22 protein-coding genes are annotated in these 19,855 nt (G+C 54.9%); 15 read left to right on the top strand and 7 right to left on the bottom strand.

Annotation, left to right across the window (positions count from 1 at the left end):
* Positions 1-39: 39 nt before the first annotated feature.
* Positions 40-1,527 (bottom strand): UxaA family hydrolase, encoded by a 1,488-nt coding sequence (locus CWR52_RS15500; RefSeq protein ID WP_104950045.1) that lies wholly within the window; start codon positions 1,525-1,527, stop codon positions 40-42.
* A gap of 17 nt (positions 1,528-1,544) precedes the next feature.
* Positions 1,545-2,957 carry a glucuronate isomerase gene (uxaC, locus tag CWR52_RS15495; RefSeq protein ID WP_104950044.1) on the bottom strand — a complete coding sequence of 471 codons (1,413 nt, stop codon included), beginning with the start codon at positions 2,955-2,957 and terminating at the stop codon, positions 1,545-1,547.
* Between the two features lie 476 nt (positions 2,958-3,433).
* Between uxaC and CWR52_RS15490 the strand changes: the two genes are divergently transcribed.
* The 11 genes from CWR52_RS15490 to CWR52_RS15440 all read left to right on the top strand — a co-directional run bounded on the left by CWR52_RS15490 (position 3,434) and on the right by CWR52_RS15440 (position 10,806).
* The gene (locus tag CWR52_RS15490) at positions 3,434-4,732 is read left to right on the top strand and encodes an MFS transporter (protein WP_045910065.1); all 1,299 of its coding nucleotides are present in this window, start codon (positions 3,434-3,436) and stop codon (positions 4,730-4,732) included.
* A 189-nt stretch (positions 4,733-4,921) separates the two neighbouring features.
* On the top strand, positions 4,922-5,698 hold the full coding sequence (gene exuR / locus CWR52_RS15485) for a transcriptional regulator ExuR (RefSeq protein ID WP_059363504.1): 777 nt from the start codon (positions 4,922-4,924) through the stop codon (positions 5,696-5,698).
* 344 nt (positions 5,699-6,042) lie between these two features.
* Positions 6,043-6,705 (top strand): DedA family general envelope maintenance protein YqjA, encoded by a 663-nt coding sequence (yqjA, locus tag CWR52_RS15480; RefSeq protein WP_008503144.1) that lies wholly within the window; start codon positions 6,043-6,045, stop codon positions 6,703-6,705.
* Positions 6,706-6,707: 2 nt separating this feature from the next.
* Positions 6,708-7,091 carry an EnvZ/OmpR regulon moderator MzrA gene (gene mzrA, locus CWR52_RS15475; RefSeq protein WP_045910066.1) on the top strand — a complete coding sequence of 128 codons (384 nt, stop codon included), beginning with the start codon at positions 6,708-6,710 and terminating at the stop codon, positions 7,089-7,091.
* Positions 7,092-7,234: 143 nt separating this feature from the next.
* Positions 7,235-7,603, top strand: coding sequence for a DUF1090 domain-containing protein (locus tag CWR52_RS15470; RefSeq protein WP_008503142.1), 369 nt, complete (start codon positions 7,235-7,237; stop codon positions 7,601-7,603).
* A 29-nt stretch (positions 7,604-7,632) separates the two neighbouring features.
* Positions 7,633-7,938 carry a DUF883 family protein gene (locus CWR52_RS15465; RefSeq protein WP_008503141.1) on the top strand — a complete coding sequence of 102 codons (306 nt, stop codon included), beginning with the start codon at positions 7,633-7,635 and terminating at the stop codon, positions 7,936-7,938.
* A 1-nt stretch (position 7,939) separates the two neighbouring features.
* The gene (locus CWR52_RS15460) at positions 7,940-8,338 is read left to right on the top strand and encodes a phage holin family protein (protein ID WP_014885329.1); all 399 of its coding nucleotides are present in this window, start codon (positions 7,940-7,942) and stop codon (positions 8,336-8,338) included.
* On the top strand, positions 8,335-8,631 hold the full coding sequence (locus CWR52_RS15455) for a YqjK-like family protein (protein ID WP_008503139.1): 297 nt from the start codon (positions 8,335-8,337) through the stop codon (positions 8,629-8,631). Before CWR52_RS15460 ends, CWR52_RS15455 begins: the two co-directional genes overlap by 4 nt.
* 253 nt (positions 8,632-8,884) lie before the next feature.
* Positions 8,885-9,277 (top strand): DoxX family protein, encoded by a 393-nt coding sequence (locus CWR52_RS15450; RefSeq protein WP_023309292.1) that lies wholly within the window; start codon positions 8,885-8,887, stop codon positions 9,275-9,277.
* Positions 9,278-9,348: 71 nt separating this feature from the next.
* Entirely contained in the window at positions 9,349-10,335 is a 987-nt protein-coding gene (locus CWR52_RS15445; RefSeq protein WP_104950043.1) for a glutathione S-transferase family protein, read from the top strand.
* 105 nt (positions 10,336-10,440) lie between these two features.
* Positions 10,441-10,806: a DUF805 domain-containing protein gene (locus tag CWR52_RS15440; RefSeq protein ID WP_104950042.1), complete on the top strand. Its 366-nt coding sequence runs from the start codon at positions 10,441-10,443 to the stop codon at positions 10,804-10,806.
* Positions 10,807-10,847: 41 nt separating this feature from the next.
* Here the strand turns inward: CWR52_RS15440 and yhaJ are convergent, their stop codons facing one another.
* Complete coding sequence (yhaJ, locus tag CWR52_RS15435) at positions 10,848-11,750, bottom strand: DNA-binding transcriptional regulator YhaJ (RefSeq protein ID WP_008503135.1); 903 nt, start codon at positions 11,748-11,750, stop codon at positions 10,848-10,850.
* Between the two features lie 104 nt (positions 11,751-11,854).
* On the opposite strand from yhaJ, the gene CWR52_RS15430 reads away from it, so the two are divergent.
* Positions 11,855-12,556, top strand: coding sequence for a pirin family protein (locus tag CWR52_RS15430; RefSeq protein WP_023309295.1), 702 nt, complete (start codon positions 11,855-11,857; stop codon positions 12,554-12,556).
* 80 nt (positions 12,557-12,636) lie between these two features.
* Here the strand turns inward: CWR52_RS15430 and CWR52_RS15425 are convergent, their stop codons facing one another.
* Both CWR52_RS15425 and CWR52_RS15420 read right to left on the bottom strand, forming a co-directional pair.
* Positions 12,637-13,941, bottom strand: a complete 1,305-nt coding sequence (locus CWR52_RS15425; RefSeq protein WP_104950041.1) for a serine dehydratase subunit alpha family protein — start codon at positions 13,939-13,941, stop codon at positions 12,637-12,639.
* Between the two features lie 20 nt (positions 13,942-13,961).
* On the bottom strand, positions 13,962-15,293 hold the full coding sequence (locus CWR52_RS15420) for an amino acid permease (protein ID WP_104950040.1): 1,332 nt from the start codon (positions 15,291-15,293) through the stop codon (positions 13,962-13,964).
* A 349-nt stretch (positions 15,294-15,642) separates the two neighbouring features.
* Between CWR52_RS15420 and CWR52_RS15415 the strand changes: the two genes are divergently transcribed.
* The 3 genes from CWR52_RS15415 to CWR52_RS15405 are packed head-to-tail and all read left to right on the top strand — an operon-like array spanning position 15,643 to position 16,919.
* On the top strand, positions 15,643-16,092 hold the full coding sequence (locus CWR52_RS15415) for an STM2901 family protein (RefSeq protein ID WP_104950039.1): 450 nt from the start codon (positions 15,643-15,645) through the stop codon (positions 16,090-16,092).
* Between the two features lie 2 nt (positions 16,093-16,094).
* Entirely contained in the window at positions 16,095-16,412 is a 318-nt protein-coding gene (locus CWR52_RS15410) for a DUF1493 family protein (RefSeq protein WP_104950038.1), read from the top strand.
* A 21-nt stretch (positions 16,413-16,433) separates the two neighbouring features.
* Positions 16,434-16,919, top strand: a complete 486-nt coding sequence (locus CWR52_RS15405) for an Hcp family type VI secretion system effector (protein ID WP_104950037.1) — start codon at positions 16,434-16,436, stop codon at positions 16,917-16,919.
* A gap of 75 nt (positions 16,920-16,994) precedes the next feature.
* On the opposite strand, the gene CWR52_RS15400 is transcribed toward CWR52_RS15405, so the two are convergent.
* Both CWR52_RS15400 and pflB read right to left on the bottom strand, forming a co-directional pair.
* Positions 16,995-17,405 carry a Spy/CpxP family protein refolding chaperone gene (locus CWR52_RS15400; protein ID WP_104950036.1) on the bottom strand — a complete coding sequence of 137 codons (411 nt, stop codon included), beginning with the start codon at positions 17,403-17,405 and terminating at the stop codon, positions 16,995-16,997.
* A gap of 149 nt (positions 17,406-17,554) precedes the next feature.
* Complete coding sequence (gene pflB, locus CWR52_RS15395) at positions 17,555-19,849, bottom strand: formate C-acetyltransferase (RefSeq protein ID WP_104950035.1); 2,295 nt, start codon at positions 19,847-19,849, stop codon at positions 17,555-17,557.
* Positions 19,850-19,855: the final 6 nt, after the last annotated feature.

The following is a 19,855-nucleotide window of genomic DNA, read 5'->3' as shown; positions in this document are numbered from 1 at the left end:
AGTAGGTCGGGTAAGCGCTAGCGCCACCCGACAAAGTACTTAAAGCGTCACACCGCTCTTAAAGATCGCCAGCTCGCGGAAGTCATTCTTCTCGTTGCAGGTCTGCCTGCCGTTGGCAAATTCCACAATCGCATCCACGAATTCCGTCAGCAGCTGCGGCATCGCCTTGCCGTGGATAAGCTGCCCGGCATCAAAGTCGATCCAGTGTTTTTTCTTCGCCGCCAGCTCGCTGTTGGTGGCGATTTTCACCGTCGGCACAAAACCGCCGTACGGCGTGCCGCGACCGGTGCTGAACAACACCATATGGCAGCCGGCTCCCGCCAGCGCGCTGGTGGCGACCGCATCGTTACCCGGCGCGCTCAGCAGGTTCAGACCGTGCGTTTTCAGGCGCTCGCCGTAACGGAGAATGTCAACCACCTGACTCGCGCCCGCTTTCTGGGTGCAGCCGAGGGATTTCTCTTCCAGCGTGGTGATCCCACCCGCTTTGTTACCCGGAGACGGGTTCTCATAGATGGGCTGATTGTGGGCAATGAAGTACTGTTTGAAGTCGTTCACCATGGTGACGGTCTTCTCAAACGTCTCTTCGTCGCGGCAGTGGCTCATCAGAATACGTTCCGCACCGAACATCTCCGGCACCTCGGTCAACACCGTCGTGCCGCCGTTGGCGATCACATAGTCCGAGAAGCGCCCCAGCATCGGGTTGGCGGTGATACCGGACAGGCCGTCAGACCCGCCGCACTCCAGACCAAACTTCAGCTCGCTCAGCTTGCCCGGCTCGCGCTTGTCGTGGCGCATCACGTCATAAAGCTGATGAAGCTGCTCAACGCCCGCCTCCACTTCGTCATCCTGGTGCTGACACACCATAAAATGCACGCGCTCAGGGTCAAACTCACCGAGCGTCTCGCGGAAGGCGTCCACCTGATTGTTCTCGCAGCCCAGGCCGATCACCAGCACCGCCCCCGCGTTCGGGTGACGCACCATGTTTTGCAGCATGGTGCGGGTGTTAATGTGGTCGTCACCCAGTTGGGAGCAGCCGTAGGTGTGGCTGAACAGAAGCACGCCGTCGGTGCCTTCGGCATTGTTGGTCTCTTTCAGGAAGCGCGTCTGGATCTGACGCGCAATCCCGTTTACGCAGCCGACGGTCGGGAGGATCCATAGCTCGTTGCGGATCCCCACGTCGCCGCTGGCGCGGCGGTAGATCTGCACGTCACGATCCGCCGCCTGCTCTTGTGCCCCAGGTAAATCAGGTTGATAGCTGTACTCGTCCAGATCGCTCAGATTGGTGCGGGTATTATGGGAATGAAGATGTTCACCCGGCACGATATCCGCCAGCGCATGCCCAATCGGAAGACCGTACTTAATGACGTTGTCCCCTTTCGCGAGAGGCTTCACGGCAAACTTGTGTCCGCGAGCAATCGCCTGACGCAGGGTGACGCTCTGGTTATCAACGGTCACCACGTCGCCTTCAGCGAGATCCGTCAGCGCGACGGCCACGTTATCAAGCGAATGGATTTTGATGTATTGCATATCAACCTCAAACGGCCTTAGTTCAGTTCAATGGCGAAGTAGTCACGCGCATTGTTAAAGCAGATGTTTCTCACCATGTCGCCCAGCAGCTGGATATCCGCCGGCGCTTCGCCTGCGTGCACCCAGCGGCCAATCATCTGGCACAGAATGCGGCGGAAGTATTCATGACGGGTATAGGACAGGAAGCTGCGGCTGTCGGTCAGCATGCCGACAAAGCGGCTCAGCAGGCCAAGCTGCGCCAGCTGCGTCATCTGACGCTCCATGCCGTCTTTCTGATCGTTGAACCACCAGCCGGAGCCGAACTGCATCTTGCCCGGCATCCCTTCGCCCTGGAAGTTGCCGATCATGGTGCCCAGCACTTCGTTATCGCGCGGGTTCAGGCAGTAGAGAATGGTTTTCGGCAGCAGGTTTTGTTCGTTCTGTTTGCTCAGCAGTTTTGACAGCTCTTCCGCCAGCGGACGGTCGTTGATGGAGTCAAAGCCCACGTCCGCGCCCAGCAGCTTAAACTGACGCTGGTTGTTATTGCGCAGCGCACCGATGTGGTACTGCTGTACCCAGCCGCGACGCGCGTATTCCGCACCGAGGAACACCAGCACCGCCGTTTTGAACTGCGCCACTTCGTGCTCGCTAAGCGATTCACCGGACAGGCGACGCGCCAGAATGCTGTCCAGCTCGGCTTCGTTTGATTCCGCGAACAGCACGACGTCCAGCGCGTGGTCAGAGACTTTACAGCCGTGCGCCGCGAAGTGATCCAGACGTTTGGTCAGCGCGGTTTGCAGATCGGCGAAACGACGGATGTCGGTATCGGACACTTCCGCCAGCTTCGCCATGTAGTCGTTAAACGTGGCCTGCTCAATGTTGAAGGCTTTGTCCGGGCGCCAGCTTGGCAGCACTTTGATATCAAAAGAAGTGTCTTTGGCGACAACGGCATGATGCTCCAGGGAGTCAATCGGATCGTCGGTGGTGCCGACCATCTTCACGTTCATCTGCTTCATGATGCCGCGCGCGGAGAAGTTCTCCTCAGCCAGCAGCGCATTGCACCGCTCCCAGATTTCATCGGCGGTCGTTGGGGAGAGCAGTTTTCCGGTGATGCCAAACGGGCGACGCAGCTCAAGGTGCGTCCAGTGATAGAGCGGGTTACCGATGGTGTGCGGGACGGTCGCCGCCCAGGCGTCAAACTTCTCGCGATCGGTCGCATCGCCGGTGCACAGGCGTTCCGCCACACCGTTGGTGCGCATGGCGCGCCATTTGTAGTGGTCACCCTTCAGCCAGATATCATACAGGTTTTTGAAACGGTAATTTTCGGCAACCTGCTGCGGCGGCAGATGGCAGTGGTAGTCGAAAATTGGCTGGTCTTTTGCGTAGTCGTGGTACAGGCGGCGAGCAAATTCGGTATCTAACAGAAAATCGTCGGTCATAAACGGCGTCATTATCGTCTTCCTCATTACGGGAGCGTCAGAAAGCGTATGTTCATATGCTGCAAAGTTATCACACCAATTTCCAGCCACCGAAGCTTTTTTCGTGAGTGAGATCAATAAACGCTAACAAATAAATTACCCTCTAAGGCGTAAACCCTTCTACAGGCCGCGCCATTACTGGCTTTGCGCGCAGCGATTAATGTCCCTACAAAGAATCATACATTTGTGATGTCACTCACCTTTTAAAGTTGTATGACAAGTTATCTTTTCGCCGTCGCAAACGCTAAGCCGACGGAATGCATTACCGGTGTGAGAGGCATCGGGTTTAACGGTACGGATACCGACTTATGCACGCTTACTTATGGCAAGGTTCGGGCCGTTCCGGAACATGCTTCCGGTTACGCCCCTCCCGTTACACAACTGCTCCTGGAAACGGTTGAGAAGTTGCCGTGCTCTGGCGCGGACATAACATAACGATGAGGTTTTAGATGCGTAAAATTAAAGGGTTACGTTGGTATATGATCGCACTGGTGACGTTAGGCACCGTGCTGGGCTACCTGACACGTAACACCGTGGCAGCCGCAGCGCCGACGTTAATGGAAGAGCTGCATATCTCCACACAGCAATACTCCTACATCATTGCCGCCTATTCCGCGGCGTATACCATCATGCAGCCAGTTGCAGGCTATGTGCTGGATATCCTCGGTACCAAAATCGGTTATGCCTTCTTCGCCATCGCCTGGGCGGTGTTCTGCGGAGCCACCGCGCTGGCGGGAAGCTGGGGCGGCCTGGCGCTGGCGCGCGGTGCGGTCGGTGCGGCAGAAGCTGCGATGATCCCGGCGGGCCTGAAAGCCAGCTCCGAGTGGTTCCCGGCAAAAGAGCGCTCTATCGCTGTTGGCTACTTCAACGTGGGCTCGTCCATCGGGGCAATGATTGCGCCACCGCTGGTGGTGTGGGCTATCGTGATGCACAGCTGGCAGATGGCCTTCATCATCTCCGGCGTGCTGAGCTTCGCCTGGGCAATCGCGTGGCTGGTTTTCTATAAGCATCCGCGCGATCAGAAAAAACTCTCCGAAGAAGAACGCGAGTACATCATTGGTGGTCAGGAAGCACAGCATCAGACCAACAACGGCAAGAAAATGACCGTCTGGCAGATCCTGGGCACTCGTCAGTTCTGGGGTATCGCCCTGCCGCGCTTCCTGGCAGAACCGGCCTGGGGGACCTTTAACGCGTGGATCCCGCTGTTCATGTTTAAAGTCTACGGCTTTAACCTGAAAGAGATCGCGATGTTCGCCTGGATGCCCATGCTGTTCGCTGACCTGGGCTGTATCGTGGGCGGCTACCTGCCACCGCTGTTCCAGCGCTGGTTTGGCGTGAACCTGATCGTTTCCCGTAAGATGGTGGTCACCATGGGCGCACTGCTGATGATTGGCCCGGGCATGATCGGTCTGTTCACCAGCCCGTACGTGGCCATCGCCCTGCTGTGCATCGGTGGTTTTGCGCACCAGTCCCTGTCCGGCGCGCTGATTACGCTCTCGTCTGACGTCTTTGGTCGTAACGAAGTGGCCACCGCCAACGGCCTGACCGGAATGGCCGCCTGGACCGCGAGTACGATGTTTGCGCTGGTCGTCGGCGCGCTGGCAGATACCATCGGCTTCAGCCCGCTGTTCGCCGTGCTGGCTATCTTCGACCTGCTGGGCGCGGTGGTGATCTGGACGGTGCTGAAAAGCAAATCGGCAGAGGAGCTGGCGAAAGAGTCGCTCGGAAAACCGGCGACGCAGAGTTAACACCGCTGTGCCGGGTGGCGGCTTCGCCTGACCCGGCCTACAAAACCCAATAAAATCGTAGGCCGGGTAAGCGCAGCGCCACCCGGCATTTAAAGGCCGCTCAGTAGCGGCTTTTTTAATGGCAAATCTGGAGAGTGGCACGCAAAAGTGGTATAACAAATCATCTGCCGTACCCTGCCTGGAGCGCATATGGAAATCACCGAACCACGTCGTTTATATCAACAACTTGCTGCGGAGCTGAAAGATCGCATCGAGCAAGGGGTCTATCTTGTCGGTGATAAACTGCCCGCCGAGCGCTTCATCGCGGATGAAAAAAGCGTCAGCCGCACCGTGGTGCGCGAAGCGATTATCATGCTGGAAGTAGAAGGCTACGTTGAGGTACGCAAAGGCTCCGGCATTCACGTCATTTCCAATCTGCCGAAACACTCGCCCGTCGCGGACGAAAGTCTGGAATTTGCCAGCTATGGTCCGTTTGAGCTGCTCCAGGCTCGCCAGCTGATTGAAAGCAACATTGCCGAATTTGCGGCGACGCAGGTGACCAAGCAGGACATCATGAAGCTGATGGAAATCCAGGAGAATGCCCGTAAGGAAAAATGTTTCCGCGATTCTGAGTGGGATCTGCAGTTCCACGTCCAGGTCGCCCTGGCAACCCAGAATACAGCGCTGGCGGCAATCGTTGAGAAAATGTGGACTCAGCGCGTTCACAACCCATACTGGAAAAAACTGCACGACCATATCGATTCCCGTACCGTCGACAACTGGTGTGACGATCACGATCAAATCCTTAAGGCGCTGATTCGTAAAGATCCGCACGCCGCTAAGCTGGCGATGTGGCAGCACCTGGAAAACACTAAGCAGATGCTGTTCAATGAAACCAGCGACGACTTCGAATTTAACGCTGACCGCTATCTTTTCGCCGATAATCCCGTTGTTCATCTCGATACGGTCCCCAGTACCGCAAAATAGATGACTTTCCCGCTGGCAGGCGCTTCGCTGCGCCTTCCGGCGAACGTGGGTAAGCAAAACATATATAGTGTCAGCCTTTGTAAATCCCCTCGCTCACTTTCTGGGCTTACGCCAAAATCAACTCACGCCTGCAAATTCTGTGACGCAGAACGTTGGGCTTTGTTACAATTGGATTCACTTCGTTATTTTGTAAGTTAGTGCTTGCTAACCAGCCAATTAACAGGGAACAGTGTTGGCCACACCGTAATGTGTCCGCGAGCGACCATAATGAAATCACAACCATGTCGCCGTGCTGTTTGTCCCGGATAACAGGCATGACGTTAACCGATTTCCAGGAACACTGAATGGAACTTTTGACCCAACTACTGCATGCCCTCTGGGCGCAGGATTTTGAAACGCTGGCCAACCCTTCCATGATTGGCATGCTCTATTTCGTCTTGTTTATGATCCTGTTCCTTGAGAACGGCTTGCTGCCTGCTGCTTTCCTGCCCGGTGACAGTTTACTGGTGCTTGTCGGCGTGCTGTGCGCCAAAGGGGCGATGGCATTCCCGCAAACTATTTTGTTACTGACCGTCGCGGCCAGCCTCGGCTGCTGGGTGAGCTACATACAGGGAAGATGGCTGGGCAATACCCGGATCGTCCAGAACTGGCTCTCGCACCTGCCTGCACATTATCACCAGCGGGCGCACCACCTTTTCCATAAGCACGGGCTTTCCGCGCTGCTGATTGGCCGCTTTATCGCCTTTGTACGCACCCTGTTGCCTACCATTGCCGGTCTGTCGGGGCTGAGCAGCGCGCGCTTCCAGTTCTTTAACTGGATGAGCGGCCTGCTGTGGGTACTGATTCTCACGACGCTCGGCTATGCGTTGGGTAAAACGCCAGTCTTTATGAAATATGAAGACCAGTTGATGTCCTGCCTGATGCTGCTGCCCGTTGTGCTGCTGGTCTTCGGCCTGATCGGTTCCCTGGTCGTGCTGTGGAAAAAGAAATACGGAGCCAGAGGCTAACGATGGCTATCTCACCGCTCGCCCTGCGCCGTTTTGCCTGTGCCGTGATGACGCTGGTGGTGCTCAGCGCCATGCTGCTGGTATGGAGCGCGCTTTCGCACCAGGAATCCACGCTGGCCATTCGCCCGGTGAACCAGGGTGCCAGCGTGCCTGACGGTTTTTCTGTCTGGCATCATCTGGATGCGAACGGGATACGTTTTAAGAGCATCACCCCGCAGGACGATGTTTTACTGATCAAGTTTGATTCCCGTGCGCAAAGTGCCGCCGCAAAAGTGGTTCTCGACCGTACGCTGCCGCAGGGGTATATCATTGCTCAGCAGGAAGATGACAGCCAGCCAGCAGCCTGGCTGTCGCTGATTCGCGATACGTCGCATCGATTTGGATAATTACCAGGATTCCGAATCTTTTCACTCACTTTGGTGAATCCCCCGTTTACTTACTATGCTTAAGTACGCGGAGCACCCCTCGACTGTACTCCGCATAACTTTGGATAGCGGCTTACGCCGCAACACAATGGAAGGTTTCGATAATGAAATTCCGCATGACTCTGGCTTTGGCCCTTTTTTCTTTAAGCACAGCATCCTTCGCCAATTCTCTCTGTCAGGAGAAAGAACAGGATATTCAGCGTGAGATCGGTTATGCCGAAAAGCATAACAATCAGCACCGTGTTGATGGTCTCAAAAAAGCGCTGAGCGAAGTGAAAGCGAACTGTTCAGACAGCAAGCTGCGTGCCGACCACCAGAAGAAAATCGCTGAACAGAAGGACGAGATAGCCGAGCGCCGTCGCGACCTGCAGGAAGCGAAAGAGAAAGGGGATGCGGAAAAAATTGCTAAGCGCGAGAAGAAGTTGAAAGAAGCGCAGGACGACCTGAAAGCGCTGGAAGCTCGCGATTATTGAGTTAACGGAAATCTCAACAGGAGAGAATCATGTCAAAAGATACGACGTCTGAACATCTGCGCGCTGAACTGAAATCCCTGGCCGATACCCTTGAAGAGGTGCTGAACTCCTCTGCTGACAAGTCAAAAGAAGAGGTCAGCAAGCTGCGCAGCAAAGCGGAGCAGGCGCTCAAGGAGAGCCGCTATCGCCTGGGTGAAACCGGTGATGCACTGGCAAAACAGACCCGCGAAGCGGCCGCGCGTGCGGACGAATACGTGCGTGATAATCCATGGACGGGCGTAGGGATTGGTGCCGCAGTGGGTGTGGTACTGGGTGTCCTGCTGACGCGTCGTTGATATGGAAGATCCTCGTCACGCACAAGGGCCTGCTAACAACGTCCTCGGCATCGGCCAGCGTATTTTAACGACGCTGGTCGGGATTGCCGAAACGCGCGTCCGGCTGGCAGTGGTGGAGCTGGAAGAGGAGAAAGCCAACCTCTTCCAGATGCTGCTGATGCTTGGACTGACCATGCTCTTCGCCGCGTTTGGTCTGATGAGCCTGATGGTGTTAATCATCTGGGCCATTGACCCGCAGTATCGTCTTAACGCGATGATTGCCACCACCGTCGTTCTGCTGGTCGCCGCGTTGATTGGCGGTATCTGGACGCTGCGTAAAGCGCGTAAATCCACGTTCCTGCGCCATACGCGTCAGGAGCTGGCTAACGATCGCGCCCTGCTGGAGGATGACAAGCCGTGAGCGGTAAAGCCGAACGTCAAAAGCGAAAAGCGTACCTGCTAAGCCAGATCCAGCAGCAACGGCTGGATCTGTCGGCGAGCCGCCGCGACTGGATTGACGCGACGCGACGGTTTGACCGGGGCTGGAACACCTTCCTGAGCCTGCGTTCATGGGCGCTGGTCGGCAGCAGCGTGATGGCTATCTGGACGGTTCGTCATCCAAATATGCTGATCCGCTGGGCGCGCCGTGGATTTGGTGCCTGGAGCGCCTGGCGTCTGGTAAAAGCCACGATTCGTCAGCAGCAGTTGCGGTGATAAAAGCAAAACGGTAACTCAGGTTACCGTTTTTTGTTTTTGCGCCCTCTCCCCGTGGGAGAGGGTTGGGGTGAGGGCACCAGCGCGCACGTTCCTTTACTCAATATCTTTGAAAAAGATTGACAGTTTTCCTTGCTAACAATCGCCCACCGTCACGTTTATGATGCTCTCCATCGACAGCAACGACGCGGTATCTACCCGGAATTGCAGACAAATAACGTTCAGCCGCTGATGTGGTTTCCTGGAGAGTAAAATGAAAAAATTAGAAGATGTTGGTGTACTGGTCGCGCGTATTCTGATGCCAATTCTGTTTATCGTGGCAGGTTGGGGAAAAATCACCGGTTATGCAGGCACCCAGCAGTATATGGAAGCCATGGGCGTTCCGGGGTTCCTGTTGCCACTGACCATTCTTCTTGAGTTCGGCGGCGGCCTGGCAGTCCTGTTCGGCTTCCTGACCCGCACCACCGCGCTGTTTACTGCAGGCTTCACCGTGCTGACGGCGTTCATCTTCCACAGCAACTTTGCGGAAGGCGTGAACTCTCTGATGTTCATGAAAAACCTGACCATCGCGGGTGGCTTCCTGCTGCTGGCCGTTACTGGCCCGGGCGCATACAGCATCGACCGCGTTCTGAATAAGAAATGGTAAGCACGCTATACTGAATAAACACAAAGCGAGGAGACATCTCCTCGCTTTTGCTATCTGACGGAGGAGAAAAAATGGGACAACTCGTAGACGGCGTCTGGCAGGATGTCTGGTATGACACCAAATCCACCGGCGGTCGCTTTAAGCGCTCTGTTTCGGCCTTCCGTAACTGGCTGACCGCCGACGGTGCGCCTGGCCCAAGCGGCGAAGGTGGCTTCGCGGCTGAGAAAGATCGTTATCATCTTTATGTTTCCCTCGCCTGCCCGTGGGCCCACCGCACGCTGATCGTGCGCAAGCTGAAAGGTCTCGAATCCCTCATTCCGGTTTCAGTCGTTAACCCGTTGATGCTGGAAAACGGCTGGACGTTTGACAGTGATTTCCCTGCAGCAACCGGCGACGAACTCTATCACCACGATTTCCTTTACCAGCTCTATCTGCGCGCCGATCCGCATTACACCGGTCGCGTGACCGTGCCGGTGCTGTGGGACAAGAAAAACCAGACGATTGTCAGCAATGAGTCTGCGGAAATCATCCGCATGTTCAATACCGCATTTGATGCCCACGGCGCCCGCGCCGGGGATTACTACCCGGTTGAATTGCGCGATAAGATTGATGAGCTGAACAGCTGGATTTACGACAACGTCAACAATGGTGTCTATAAGGCCGGTTTCGCCACCAGCCAGGAAGCGTATGACGAAGCAGTTGGGAAGGTGTTTGAATCGCTGGAACGCCTGGAACAGATCCTGGGCCAGCATCGCTACCTGACGGGCGATCGCCTGACGGAAGCAGACATTCGCCTGTGGACCACGCTGGTCCGCTTTGATCCGGTCTATGTCACCCACTTTAAGTGCGATAAACATCGCATCAGCGACTACCTGAACCTGTATGGTTTCCTGCGCGATATCTACCAGATGCCGGGTATCGCGGAAACGGTCGACTTCGACCATATTCGCACCCACTATTTCCGCAGCCACAAGACCATCAACCCGACGGGCATTATCTCCATCGGCCCGTGGCAGGACCTGGATGAACCGCACGGGCGCGACGTGCGTTTTGGATAATTATTTAGGGAATCAATTGATTCCCTTTTTTAATTCACAGCATACATCTATCCTTACCTCGATCGCTTAGAAAACAAGTGATTGACTGATTAAGAGGCAAGGAAAATGGACTGGTATTTAAAAGTACTGCGCAACTACATTGGATTTGGTGGCCGCGCCCGCCGCAAAGAGTACTGGATGTTCGTTCTGGTGAACTTCATCCTGATTATGGTGCTGGGCATCGTGGATAAAATTCTTGGCTGGGAGCGCGCCGGTGGTGAAGGCGTACTTACTACGATTTATGGCTTGCTGGTTTTGCTGCCTTCATGGGCCGTGCTGTTTCGTCGTCTCCACGACACCGATCGATCGGCGTGGTGGCTGCTGTTGCTGTTAATCCCGCTTGTCGGCTGGATCGTGATTTTAATTTTCAACTGTCAGAGCGGGACGCCGGGCGAAAACCGCTTTGGTCCGGATCCTAAGATCGGCGCGTAAATTACTGCCCGGTGGCGCTTACGCTTACCGGGCATGCTCGTTTATTTGTTGTGATGCGCAAACAGCTTTGGAATTTCACGCAGGCACCACGATTTGGCTTCGCCCATGCTGTCGCGACGCCACGCCATAATGATATCCACTTCGCTGGTGTACTCCGGGCTCACGACCCGCAGTCGCCCTTCTGCAATATCTTTTTCCACAAACGGGTACGGCATCGTCGCCACGCCCAGACCGGCCAGCAGCGCCTGCCGTTTGTCTTCCAGCGAGGTCACCGTCAGACGAGGCTGTTTATCCAGCAGCTGAACCGTCAGCACCGGACGCTCGCGTGCGGTATCCGCGACCGCCACGCCGCGATACTTCACGCGTGTGACTTCAGAGAGCGGCTCCGGCTCCTGGTGAATCGGGTGGTTGGGGGCGGCAACGTAGACGTTCATGACGCTGTAGAGCTTGCGCGAGTTGATTTCTGACGATGAGCGGAAGTGCATGTCCGGTGCAATAACGATATCTGCCCTGCCCGTCTCCAGACGCTCCCACGCCCCTGCCAGCACCTCGGTGATGATGGACAGCTGCGTATTGGCCTTCGCCGCCAGGCGATCCACCAGCGGGAACAGCGCTTCGGTCGGCACCAGCGCTTCAGTAACTAACGTCAGATGCGTTTCCCAGCCGCGCGCCAGCGCTTCGGCGTCGGTCGTCAGCTTATCCGCCGCTTCCAGCAGCACGCGGCCGCGCTCCAGCAGCATTCGGCCCACGTTGGTGAATTTTGTTCGATGACCGGAGCGGTCAAAAAGCACCACGTCCAGCTCTTCTTCCAGCTTCTGCATGGTGTAGCTCAGCGCAGACGGAACGCGCCCCAGTTCATCGGCCGCCGCCGCAAAACTGCCGCGCCGGTCAATCGCGTCCATGACGCGAAGCGCCTCAAGCGTCAATGCTCTCTCTTTAGCCATCTCGTTCTCATTCAGGAAATTTGAACATACCAGGCAGAATATCTGGCTAACAATGAAGCGTCCATACCTTTACCATTGTTTTAGTGTAAAGAGAGGTCAAGTTTATGATTACGACAAGAACAGCTAAACAGTGCGGACAAGCCGATTTCGGTTGGCTGCAGGCCCGCTACACCTTTTCCTTTGGACACTACTTTGACCCTAAACTCCTCGGTTACGCTTCACTGCGCGTGTTGAACCAGGAAGTGCTCGCCCCGGGTGCCTCCTTCCAGCCGCGTACGTACCCGAAAGTCGATATCCTGAACCTGATCCTGGAAGGCGAGGCAGAATACCGCGATAGCGAGGGCAATCATGTCCAGGCAAAGGCTGGCGAAGCGTTGTTAATTTCCACGCAGCCGGGTATCAGCTACAGCGAGCATAACCTCAGCAAAGACAAAACGCTGACCCGCATGCAGCTGTGGCTCGACGCCTGCCCTGAGCGGGAAAATCCGCTGGTGCAGAAGTTAGATTTAACGGGCGATAAGCAGCAGCTGATTGCATCCCCTGATGGCAGCAAAGGGAGCCTGCAGCTGCGTCAGCAGGTGTGGCTGCATCATATCGAGCTGAAGAAAGGTGAACAGGCAAGCTTCCAGCTTCATGGTCCGCGCGCCTATCTGCAGTCTATTCACGGTACGGTGCATGCGGTGACGCACACGGAAGAGAAAGAAGCCCTCACCTGCGGCGACGGGGCGTTTATTCGTGATGAAGCGAATATCACCCTGGTGGCGGATACGCCACTGCGCGCGCTGCTGATTGATTTGCCGGTTTAAGATAAACACGCTCCCTCGCTCGATCGGTTCCCTCTCCCAGTGGGAGAGGGTTAGGGTGAGGGGTAACGGGTGGGATTAAATCACGACACCTTACTCGCCATAATCTCAATAATCTGCCGGTCCGTTTCCTGCATCGAGCGGCACGCCAGCGCGCACAGGTTCGCGATCGACTGCTCCACATCGTGCGCGACAATCCCCTCGTTGCCCGTCACGCCCGACTCATCCAGCGCCATCATCACCGCTTTCCAGGCGCTACTGACGCTGGTAGAGACCTTCATGGCGCAGCTGTTTGACGCGCCGTCGCAAATCATCCCGCTGACGTCGCCGATCATACTGCCGATCGCCATCGCGATGGTCTGGTAACTGCCACCCATCAGCCACGCCATTCCCGCCGCAGCGCCCATCGCCGCCGTTGTCGCCGCACACAGTGCGGACAGGCGTGGAAGCTGATAATGGATATAGATCGCCGACAGATGCGACAGCATCAGCGCCCGCGCCAGCCGTTCGTCACCGGCCTGAAGATGCTCAGCCACAACAACGACGGGCATGGTGGCGGTGATCCCCTGGTTACCAGAGCCCGAATTGCTCATCGCTGGCAGCGTCGCGCCGCCCATCCTGGCATCCGAGGCGGCGCTGGTGCGAATAACAATGTCTGAACCCAGATCCTGCGCCAGCCATCCGCGCGAGCGCTGCTTATCAAGCGTTGCGCCAATATGCAGCCCCCACTTCCCACGGAGCCCTTCGCGAGAGAGCGCATCGTTCAGTTGTCCTGCTTCCAGGATGAAGCGGATGGCCTCAAACGGCACCTGCTCGACAAATTCCAGGATCTGCGACAGCGTAGCGTGCGACAGTACCGCCAGCGGATCGTCACCTGTCTCGGCTACTGGCTTATCCAGCGTAAAGCGCGTTTCCCCCTGGCAAACCACTTCCACCACCCGGGTATGCCCGCCCGCGATGGTCACCATCGCCGAGATATCCCCGGCATAAACGCAGGCGCGAGAATAGAGGATCTCATCACAGGGATCCTGCAGTTTTACCTGCACTTGCCCTGCCTCAAGCAGGGCTTTGGCGCGGACCAGTGCATCGGCTGTGGCATCTTTCAACACCTCCAGTCCTGCGTGCGCATTACCGCCAATCGCGCCCAGCGCCGCCGCAATCGGTAACCCGACCATGCCGGTACCCGGCACCGTCACGCCCAGTCCGTTTTTCATCAGGTTCGGCGAGACCCACGCCTCAATCCGTGTGACCTCCCCCGGCAGAAAGTCTGCGGCAATCGCACAGGCCAGTGCCAGAGAGACGGGTTCGGTACACCCAAGGGCAGGCTTCACTTCTTCCTGCACCGCGCGAATAAATTGATTCCATAAAGGATGAGTATGCTCAGACATCGTTACGACCTTAATGACCCTCAGGAGAATGCGAGGAAAGGAGAAACACAAAGCAGCAGTCCGGTGATGATGATTATCACCAGCGATACGCCTTTATATTTATGCAGCGCCGGTACCTTGTAGACCAGCCATGCCGGGATCAGACAGCCCACCATGCCGAAGATGGGGCTGCAAATGGAGGTGAAGCTCAGTACCGGCGCGTTTAACACGATCGCGCTCCAGGCCAGCAGAATGGCGAACAGCATAATCCCGCGCTGGACGACGTTTTCATTGATTCTTTCTGCCGGCATTTTGCGGCGCAGGATGTTCATGACGATACCCTGCGTCGCCTCGCGAAAGCCGAGATAGACGCCGAAGAACGCAGTCATCACAGCGAAGATATTGAGGATCACGCTGACGATTTTGACCCAGCCCGCGCCGTCGCCGCTGATAAACTGCGCCGCAATCGCCAGAGCAGAGATATTCTGTTCGTAGGCTTTGACCGCCTCATCGTGCCCCATCGCCAGGGTGAAGGAGACGGCGTAGAAGAAGACCGTCACAAACAGGATGCCAAAGGCAATGTTCATCGCCCGCAGTGCCTTATGACGCGCCACCTCCACCGATTTTTCACGTGAACGGTACGAGATCACCATCGGGCTCAGGGTCTGAATAAAGAGAATGGAGGTTAAGGTAAAGGGCAGCGTAATGATGGCGTTTTTAATCAGCAGCCCCAGCGGCGGCAGCATGCCCACGTTGGCTAAATGCCAGAGGCCAATCATTGACAGCCCCAGCGCCGCAACGACAAACAGCTTGGTAAGCACCATCAGGCTTGAAACTTTAAACAGCAGCTTTTCACCGCGTGAAGAAATCGCGACAAGAATGCAAATCAGAAATAAACCGTAGAACGGATTTTCCGAGAGCAAACCGTCGGTCACGCCGAAGGTGTGCAAATACGAGGCGCTGTCGTTGGTAATGGCCGTGGAATAGACAAACATCCAGATCACCAGCATCACGAAATAGAGCGCACCTAATAAAATGCCCCAGTTTTTACCCAAATACCCGCTAATCACGCTCGGGTAGTCTTTACATTCCGGGGATTCCGCCAGCGTGTTAATAAACAACCGCTGGAATAAATACATGGCGGGATAACCAATAATGGAGGAGAGCAAAAATACCCACAGACCCATTAATCCGACCTGCACGGGGAGAAAAACTATCCCCGCGCCTATAGCCATCCCGATACTCATGATGACCCACCCCGTGTCGGTGCTGTCGAATTTAATCGCCTCTCGCCACTCGCTTTCACTCATTCCCGCCCGCCTTGCCGCGGGGGAATCATTCACAATGACACTGCTGTTTGTTGCCGTATCCATGGGGCACTCGCTTATTTTGTAGGGTAAACAGTTGTTTTTATAGGGTTCCGATCGCCAGCGATTGCGATTCAGATGGCAGCAGGTGCTTGTTATTGGTGTGAGAAAATCTTAACCGGAGTGAGGGAGAAAAAAGTCACAACTTTTATGAGGATTTTCCGCATTAAGAGTAAGAAATTCTATTAAACCATAGAAAACAGATTACATTTTCCAAAAGTGATGCAGCTCAAAAAAATCATATCATCATTAAAACGAGAATATTTCAGAATTTATAAAGATGAAAGCCCTACTCTCCGCCTTTTCTTTTTTATAGGATGATATTTCAACAAACCACCGGATGATTACGGTTACTATGGACACCGTTGAAGAACTCAATGGGACATACTTTTATAAAGGTGTATGTAACATCTCCGCATCCGAGTTATTTTTTTGGATTTTTCTGGATGCCACTGATGAACAGTTCGGCGGATTAAAGGATGTCGTAATGATGGCCACTATGGTTCTTGGTTTACCGATACTTGAAACCAGAACAAAGCCAGAAACGGCTACAATAGGCACATCTGTAGCATCTAAATACCTGCGAGATCTACTGAATGTACAGCTACCGCACCGACTACCTACAATTACACTTGCAAGCTTCAGATACCGAAAACCAATGTATACCAAAAATTTAGGTGCATTCATCGGTAGATGGATACCGGCATTAGGAATAACCATACTTACTGCAGATGTTGCAATGATAAGTTACAAAACGCTCTCACGCTATAATACAATTGCTCATCCTAAAGATCGGATTTGGTGAATATGACTAGTGAAACTGATGTTTTGAAATTCTTCAGAGATATTTTACCAGAACAAGGAACATTTACCGGCAAGCGAATCCCACTTGAGATGGATGATGTTCTACAGGATTACACCGATCTGGATGATGTTGTATATGCTATTGAGAGATTTGAAAAAGAGTACCTTATCGACGTCAACACTGAAAATTATTTCCCCTGGACTCAAACCTGGTTTTTCAGGAAATGGTTAACTAAAGAACCGGTGAAGCAAATATCAAAGCCATTGACGGTAAGAATGTTTGCCGAAGCGGTTAAAGCAGGTAAATGGATACACGATTGATATTTAGAAGGAGTATTTATAATGGCCGTACCTGTTCACATTTGGTTCTATGACGATGGTGGCTCACTCATTAAAGGTTCATGTGATGTTCAGGATCGTGAAGGGAGTGTTGAAATTAGAGGTTTAACCCATAATGTGAGTATTCCAACCGATCCACTCTCCGGAAGATTAACCGGGACGAGGAAACACGCTCCTTTTCTTTTCGAGAAGGAAATTGATAGCTCATCTCCCTATCTTTATAAGGCGGTAGCGACAGGACAAAACCTTAAGAAAGTTGAGATTAGATATTACCGAATTAATGATGCAGGTCTGGAGGTAGAATATTTTAAAACTGAGCTGGACAGTGTGAAAGTTGTCTCTATCTCCCCAATTGTTAACGATACTCGTCCCTGTCCTGGTACTGGCCACCTTGAATCTATTCAATTGCGCTACGAAAAAGCGACCTGGACCTATTGCGACGGGAACATTCAATTCTCAGATGCATGGAATGAACGGGCATCAGCATGAAAGTCAGGATCATTCCTCACAGAATCTATTTCAAGCGATTCTGTGAGGTCTCATTTCTAATGAATGATTTCAGGATTACTCAGCCAGCGCGTTAGCCATATCCGTTCTAATCTGTTTGCGCTGTTCCGGCGTTAACACCTGGCTGACGTCGAAGTAATATTTCACGCGGTAATAGCGGGTCTGCTCTTCAATTTTGCTGAATGCACTAAGCTGGCTTTTCACCGTGCTTTCGTCCCATTTACCCGCCTGGAACATGTCGATCAGCGCGCCGTCCTTCACGCCCGTCATTGGGATCTTGCTGACATTTTGTTCCAGTTGCTTATGCAGATCTTCAATCTTCTTAACCTGCTCATTGCTGAGCTTCAGGTGCTGAACCAGCGGGTCCTGCGAGGGAGATGGAGCAGCCTCAACGTTAGCGGCCTGTGCCATAAAACTGCACACGGCCAGCGCGGCGGCGGCCAACGCAATACGGGTCATTTTCATCATCTTACTGTCCTTACATTCTGTTATAGGGGAAAGCAGGCGTATTGTTTTTCAAGAGCGGATGAATATGTGTGAGTAATTATATAAACAATTTTGTATGTTTAGCGGGCAAAAAAATGCCCCCTGCGTTGAGGGGGCATGAGAACTCACTTTTAGATAGATTGGGTAAACGTTCGCGAAATCACATCCTGCTGCTGCTCGCGCGTAAGCGCATTAAACCGCACCGCATAACCTGAAACGCGGATCGTCAGGTTCGGGTAATTCTCTGGATGGGCAATCGCATCCAGCAGCATTTCCCGGTTCATGACGTTGACGTTCAGGTGCTGCCCGCCCTCGATAGACGCTTCATGATGGAAGTACCCGTCCAGCAGCCCCACCAGGTTGGTTTTGCGCACCAGCTCGTCTTTGCCCAGCGCCTGCGGCACGATGGAGAAGGTGTAGGAGATGCCATCTTTGGCATAGGTGAACGGCAGCTTGGCGACCGACGTTAACGAGGCCACCGCCCCTTTTCTGTCGCGGCCGTGCATTGGGTTCGCGCCCGGGGCAAACGGCGTGCCGCCGCGGCGTCCGTCCGGCGTGTTCCCGGTTTTCTGCCCGTAAACCACGTTGGAGGTGATGGTCAGGATCGACTGGGTCGGTACCGCATTGCGATAGGTTGGCAGCGCCTGAATTTTCTTCATAAAGCGCTCCACCAGATCGCAGGCGATGCTGTCCACGCGATCGTCGTTGTTGCCGTACTGCGGATAGTCCCCTTCTATCACGAAATCGACCGCCAGACCGGTATGGTCGCGCACCGGCTTCACCGTGGCGTATTTGATGGCGGACAGGGAATCCGCCGCTACCGATAGCCCGGCAATGCCGCAGGCCATGGTACGGTAAACGTCCCGGTCGTGTAGCGCCATCAGCGAGGCTTCGTAGCTGTACTTATCATGCATGTAGTGAATGAGATTCAGCGCGCTGATGTACTGCACCGCCAGCCAGTCCATAAAGTGATCGAGGCTCGCCATTACGGTGTCGTAATCCAGCACGTCGTCCAGCAGCGGCTCGGTTTTCGGGCCGACCTGGATCTTCAGCTTCTCGTCCACCCCACCGTTGATCGCGTACAGCAGCGTTTTGGCGAGGTTGGCGCGCGCGCCAAAGAACTGCATCTGCTTGCCGATCACCATCGGGCTGACGCAGCAGGCAATGGCGTAGTCGTCGCTGTTGAAGTCCGCACGCATCAGATCGTCGTTCTCATACTGCAGCGAAGAGGTGACAATCGACACCTGCGCGGCGTATTTCTTGAACGCGATCGGCAGTTGCTCAGACCAGAGGATCGTCAGGTTCGGCTCTGGCGCAGGCCCCATGGTGTGCAGCGTGTGCAGATAGCGGAAGCTGTTCTTGGTCACCAGCGTGCGTCCGTCCAGCCCCATGCCGCCGATCACTTCCGTGGCCCAGATCGGATCGCCGGAGAAGAGCGTGTCGAACTCCGGCGTGCGCAGGAAGCGCACCATGCGGATCTTCATGATGAAGTGGTCGATCAGCTCCTGCGCCTGCACCTCATTCAGGCGTCCCGCCTGCATGTCGCGTTCGATGTAGATATCGAGGAACGAGGCCGTGCGCCCCAGCGACATGGCTCCGCCGTTCTGGGATTTCACCGCCGCCAGGTAGGCAAAATAGAGCCACTGCACCGCTTCCTGGGCATTCATCGCCGGGCGTGAGATATCAAAGCCATAGTTCGCCGCCATCTGCTGGATCTGCAGCAGCGCGCGCTTGTGCTCCGCCAGCTCTTCACGCAGGCGGATCGTCGCCTCCAGATCTTCGCCGCGCTCCAGCCTGCCCTGCAGATCGGCGAACTGAAGTTCACGCTCGCGTACCAGATAGCGGATGCCGTAGAGCGCTACGCGGCGGTAATCGCCGATGATGCGCCCGCGCCCGTAGCCGTCTGGCAACCCGGTCAGCACGCCGGATTTGCGGCAGCGCATCATCTCCGGCGAATAGACGTCAAACACCCCCTGGTTGTGGGTTTTGCGCAGCTCGGTAAAGAGATATTCAAACTGCGGATCCATCTCCCGCCCGTAGGCCTCAAACGAGCTGCGGATCATGTTGATCCCGCCGTACGGATGCAGGGCGCGCTTGAGCGGCTTGTCGGTTTGCAGGCCGACGATCGTCTCCAGATCCTGGTCGATGTAGCCCGGCCCGTGGGCCGTAATGGTGGTGGCAATGTTGGTGTCAAAATCCACCGGGGCGTGGGTGGCATTCTCCTGGCGAATGCCGACCATCACCTTCTGCCACAGCGCCGTCGTTGCTGGCGTCGCCTGCGCGAGGAAAGCTTCATCGCCTTCATAAGGGGTGTAGTTATGCTGAATAAAATCGCGCACGTTGACGGCGTTTTTCCATTCTTCACCGCGAAACCCGGCCCATGCGTCGCTGTAGGGGGCGACGCCCGTATCGATTGTTACGTTCATGTGATT

The organism is Enterobacter sp. SGAir0187, from assembly GCF_002952735.2.
GTDB lineage: Bacteria > Pseudomonadota > Gammaproteobacteria > Enterobacterales > Enterobacteriaceae > Enterobacter > Enterobacter quasiroggenkampii.
This window is presented reverse-complemented; position numbering and strand designations above follow the sequence as displayed.

Coding starts and splice junctions, on each gene's coding strand:
- CWR52_RS15500 (WP_104950045.1), bottom strand. CDS start 1,527: ATGCAATACATCAAAATCCATTCGCTTGATAACGTGGCCGTCGCGCTG.
- uxaC (WP_104950044.1), bottom strand. CDS start 2,957: ATGACGCCGTTTATGACCGACGATTTTCTGTTAGATACCGAATTTGCT.
- CWR52_RS15490 (WP_045910065.1), top strand. CDS start 3,434: ATGCGTAAAATTAAAGGGTTACGTTGGTATATGATCGCACTGGTGACG.
- exuR (WP_059363504.1), top strand. CDS start 4,922: ATGGAAATCACCGAACCACGTCGTTTATATCAACAACTTGCTGCGGAG.
- yqjA (WP_008503144.1), top strand. CDS start 6,043: ATGGAACTTTTGACCCAACTACTGCATGCCCTCTGGGCGCAGGATTTT.
- mzrA (WP_045910066.1), top strand. CDS start 6,708: ATGGCTATCTCACCGCTCGCCCTGCGCCGTTTTGCCTGTGCCGTGATG.
- CWR52_RS15470 (WP_008503142.1), top strand. CDS start 7,235: ATGAAATTCCGCATGACTCTGGCTTTGGCCCTTTTTTCTTTAAGCACA.
- CWR52_RS15465 (WP_008503141.1), top strand. CDS start 7,633: ATGTCAAAAGATACGACGTCTGAACATCTGCGCGCTGAACTGAAATCC.
- CWR52_RS15460 (WP_014885329.1), top strand. CDS start 7,940: ATGGAAGATCCTCGTCACGCACAAGGGCCTGCTAACAACGTCCTCGGC.
- CWR52_RS15450 (WP_023309292.1), top strand. CDS start 8,885: ATGAAAAAATTAGAAGATGTTGGTGTACTGGTCGCGCGTATTCTGATG.
- CWR52_RS15445 (WP_104950043.1), top strand. CDS start 9,349: ATGGGACAACTCGTAGACGGCGTCTGGCAGGATGTCTGGTATGACACC.
- CWR52_RS15440 (WP_104950042.1), top strand. CDS start 10,441: ATGGACTGGTATTTAAAAGTACTGCGCAACTACATTGGATTTGGTGGC.
- yhaJ (WP_008503135.1), bottom strand. CDS start 11,750: ATGGCTAAAGAGAGAGCATTGACGCTTGAGGCGCTTCGCGTCATGGAC.
- CWR52_RS15430 (WP_023309295.1), top strand. CDS start 11,855: ATGATTACGACAAGAACAGCTAAACAGTGCGGACAAGCCGATTTCGGT.
- CWR52_RS15425 (WP_104950041.1), bottom strand. CDS start 13,941: ATGTCTGAGCATACTCATCCTTTATGGAATCAATTTATTCGCGCGGTG.
- CWR52_RS15420 (WP_104950040.1), bottom strand. CDS start 15,293: ATGGATACGGCAACAAACAGCAGTGTCATTGTGAATGATTCCCCCGCG.
- CWR52_RS15415 (WP_104950039.1), top strand. CDS start 15,643: ATGGACACCGTTGAAGAACTCAATGGGACATACTTTTATAAAGGTGTA.
- CWR52_RS15410 (WP_104950038.1), top strand. CDS start 16,095: ATGACTAGTGAAACTGATGTTTTGAAATTCTTCAGAGATATTTTACCA.
- CWR52_RS15405 (WP_104950037.1), top strand. CDS start 16,434: ATGGCCGTACCTGTTCACATTTGGTTCTATGACGATGGTGGCTCACTC.
- CWR52_RS15400 (WP_104950036.1), bottom strand. CDS start 17,405: ATGATGAAAATGACCCGTATTGCGTTGGCCGCCGCCGCGCTGGCCGTG.
- pflB (WP_104950035.1), bottom strand. CDS start 19,849: ATGAACGTAACAATCGATACGGGCGTCGCCCCCTACAGCGACGCATGG.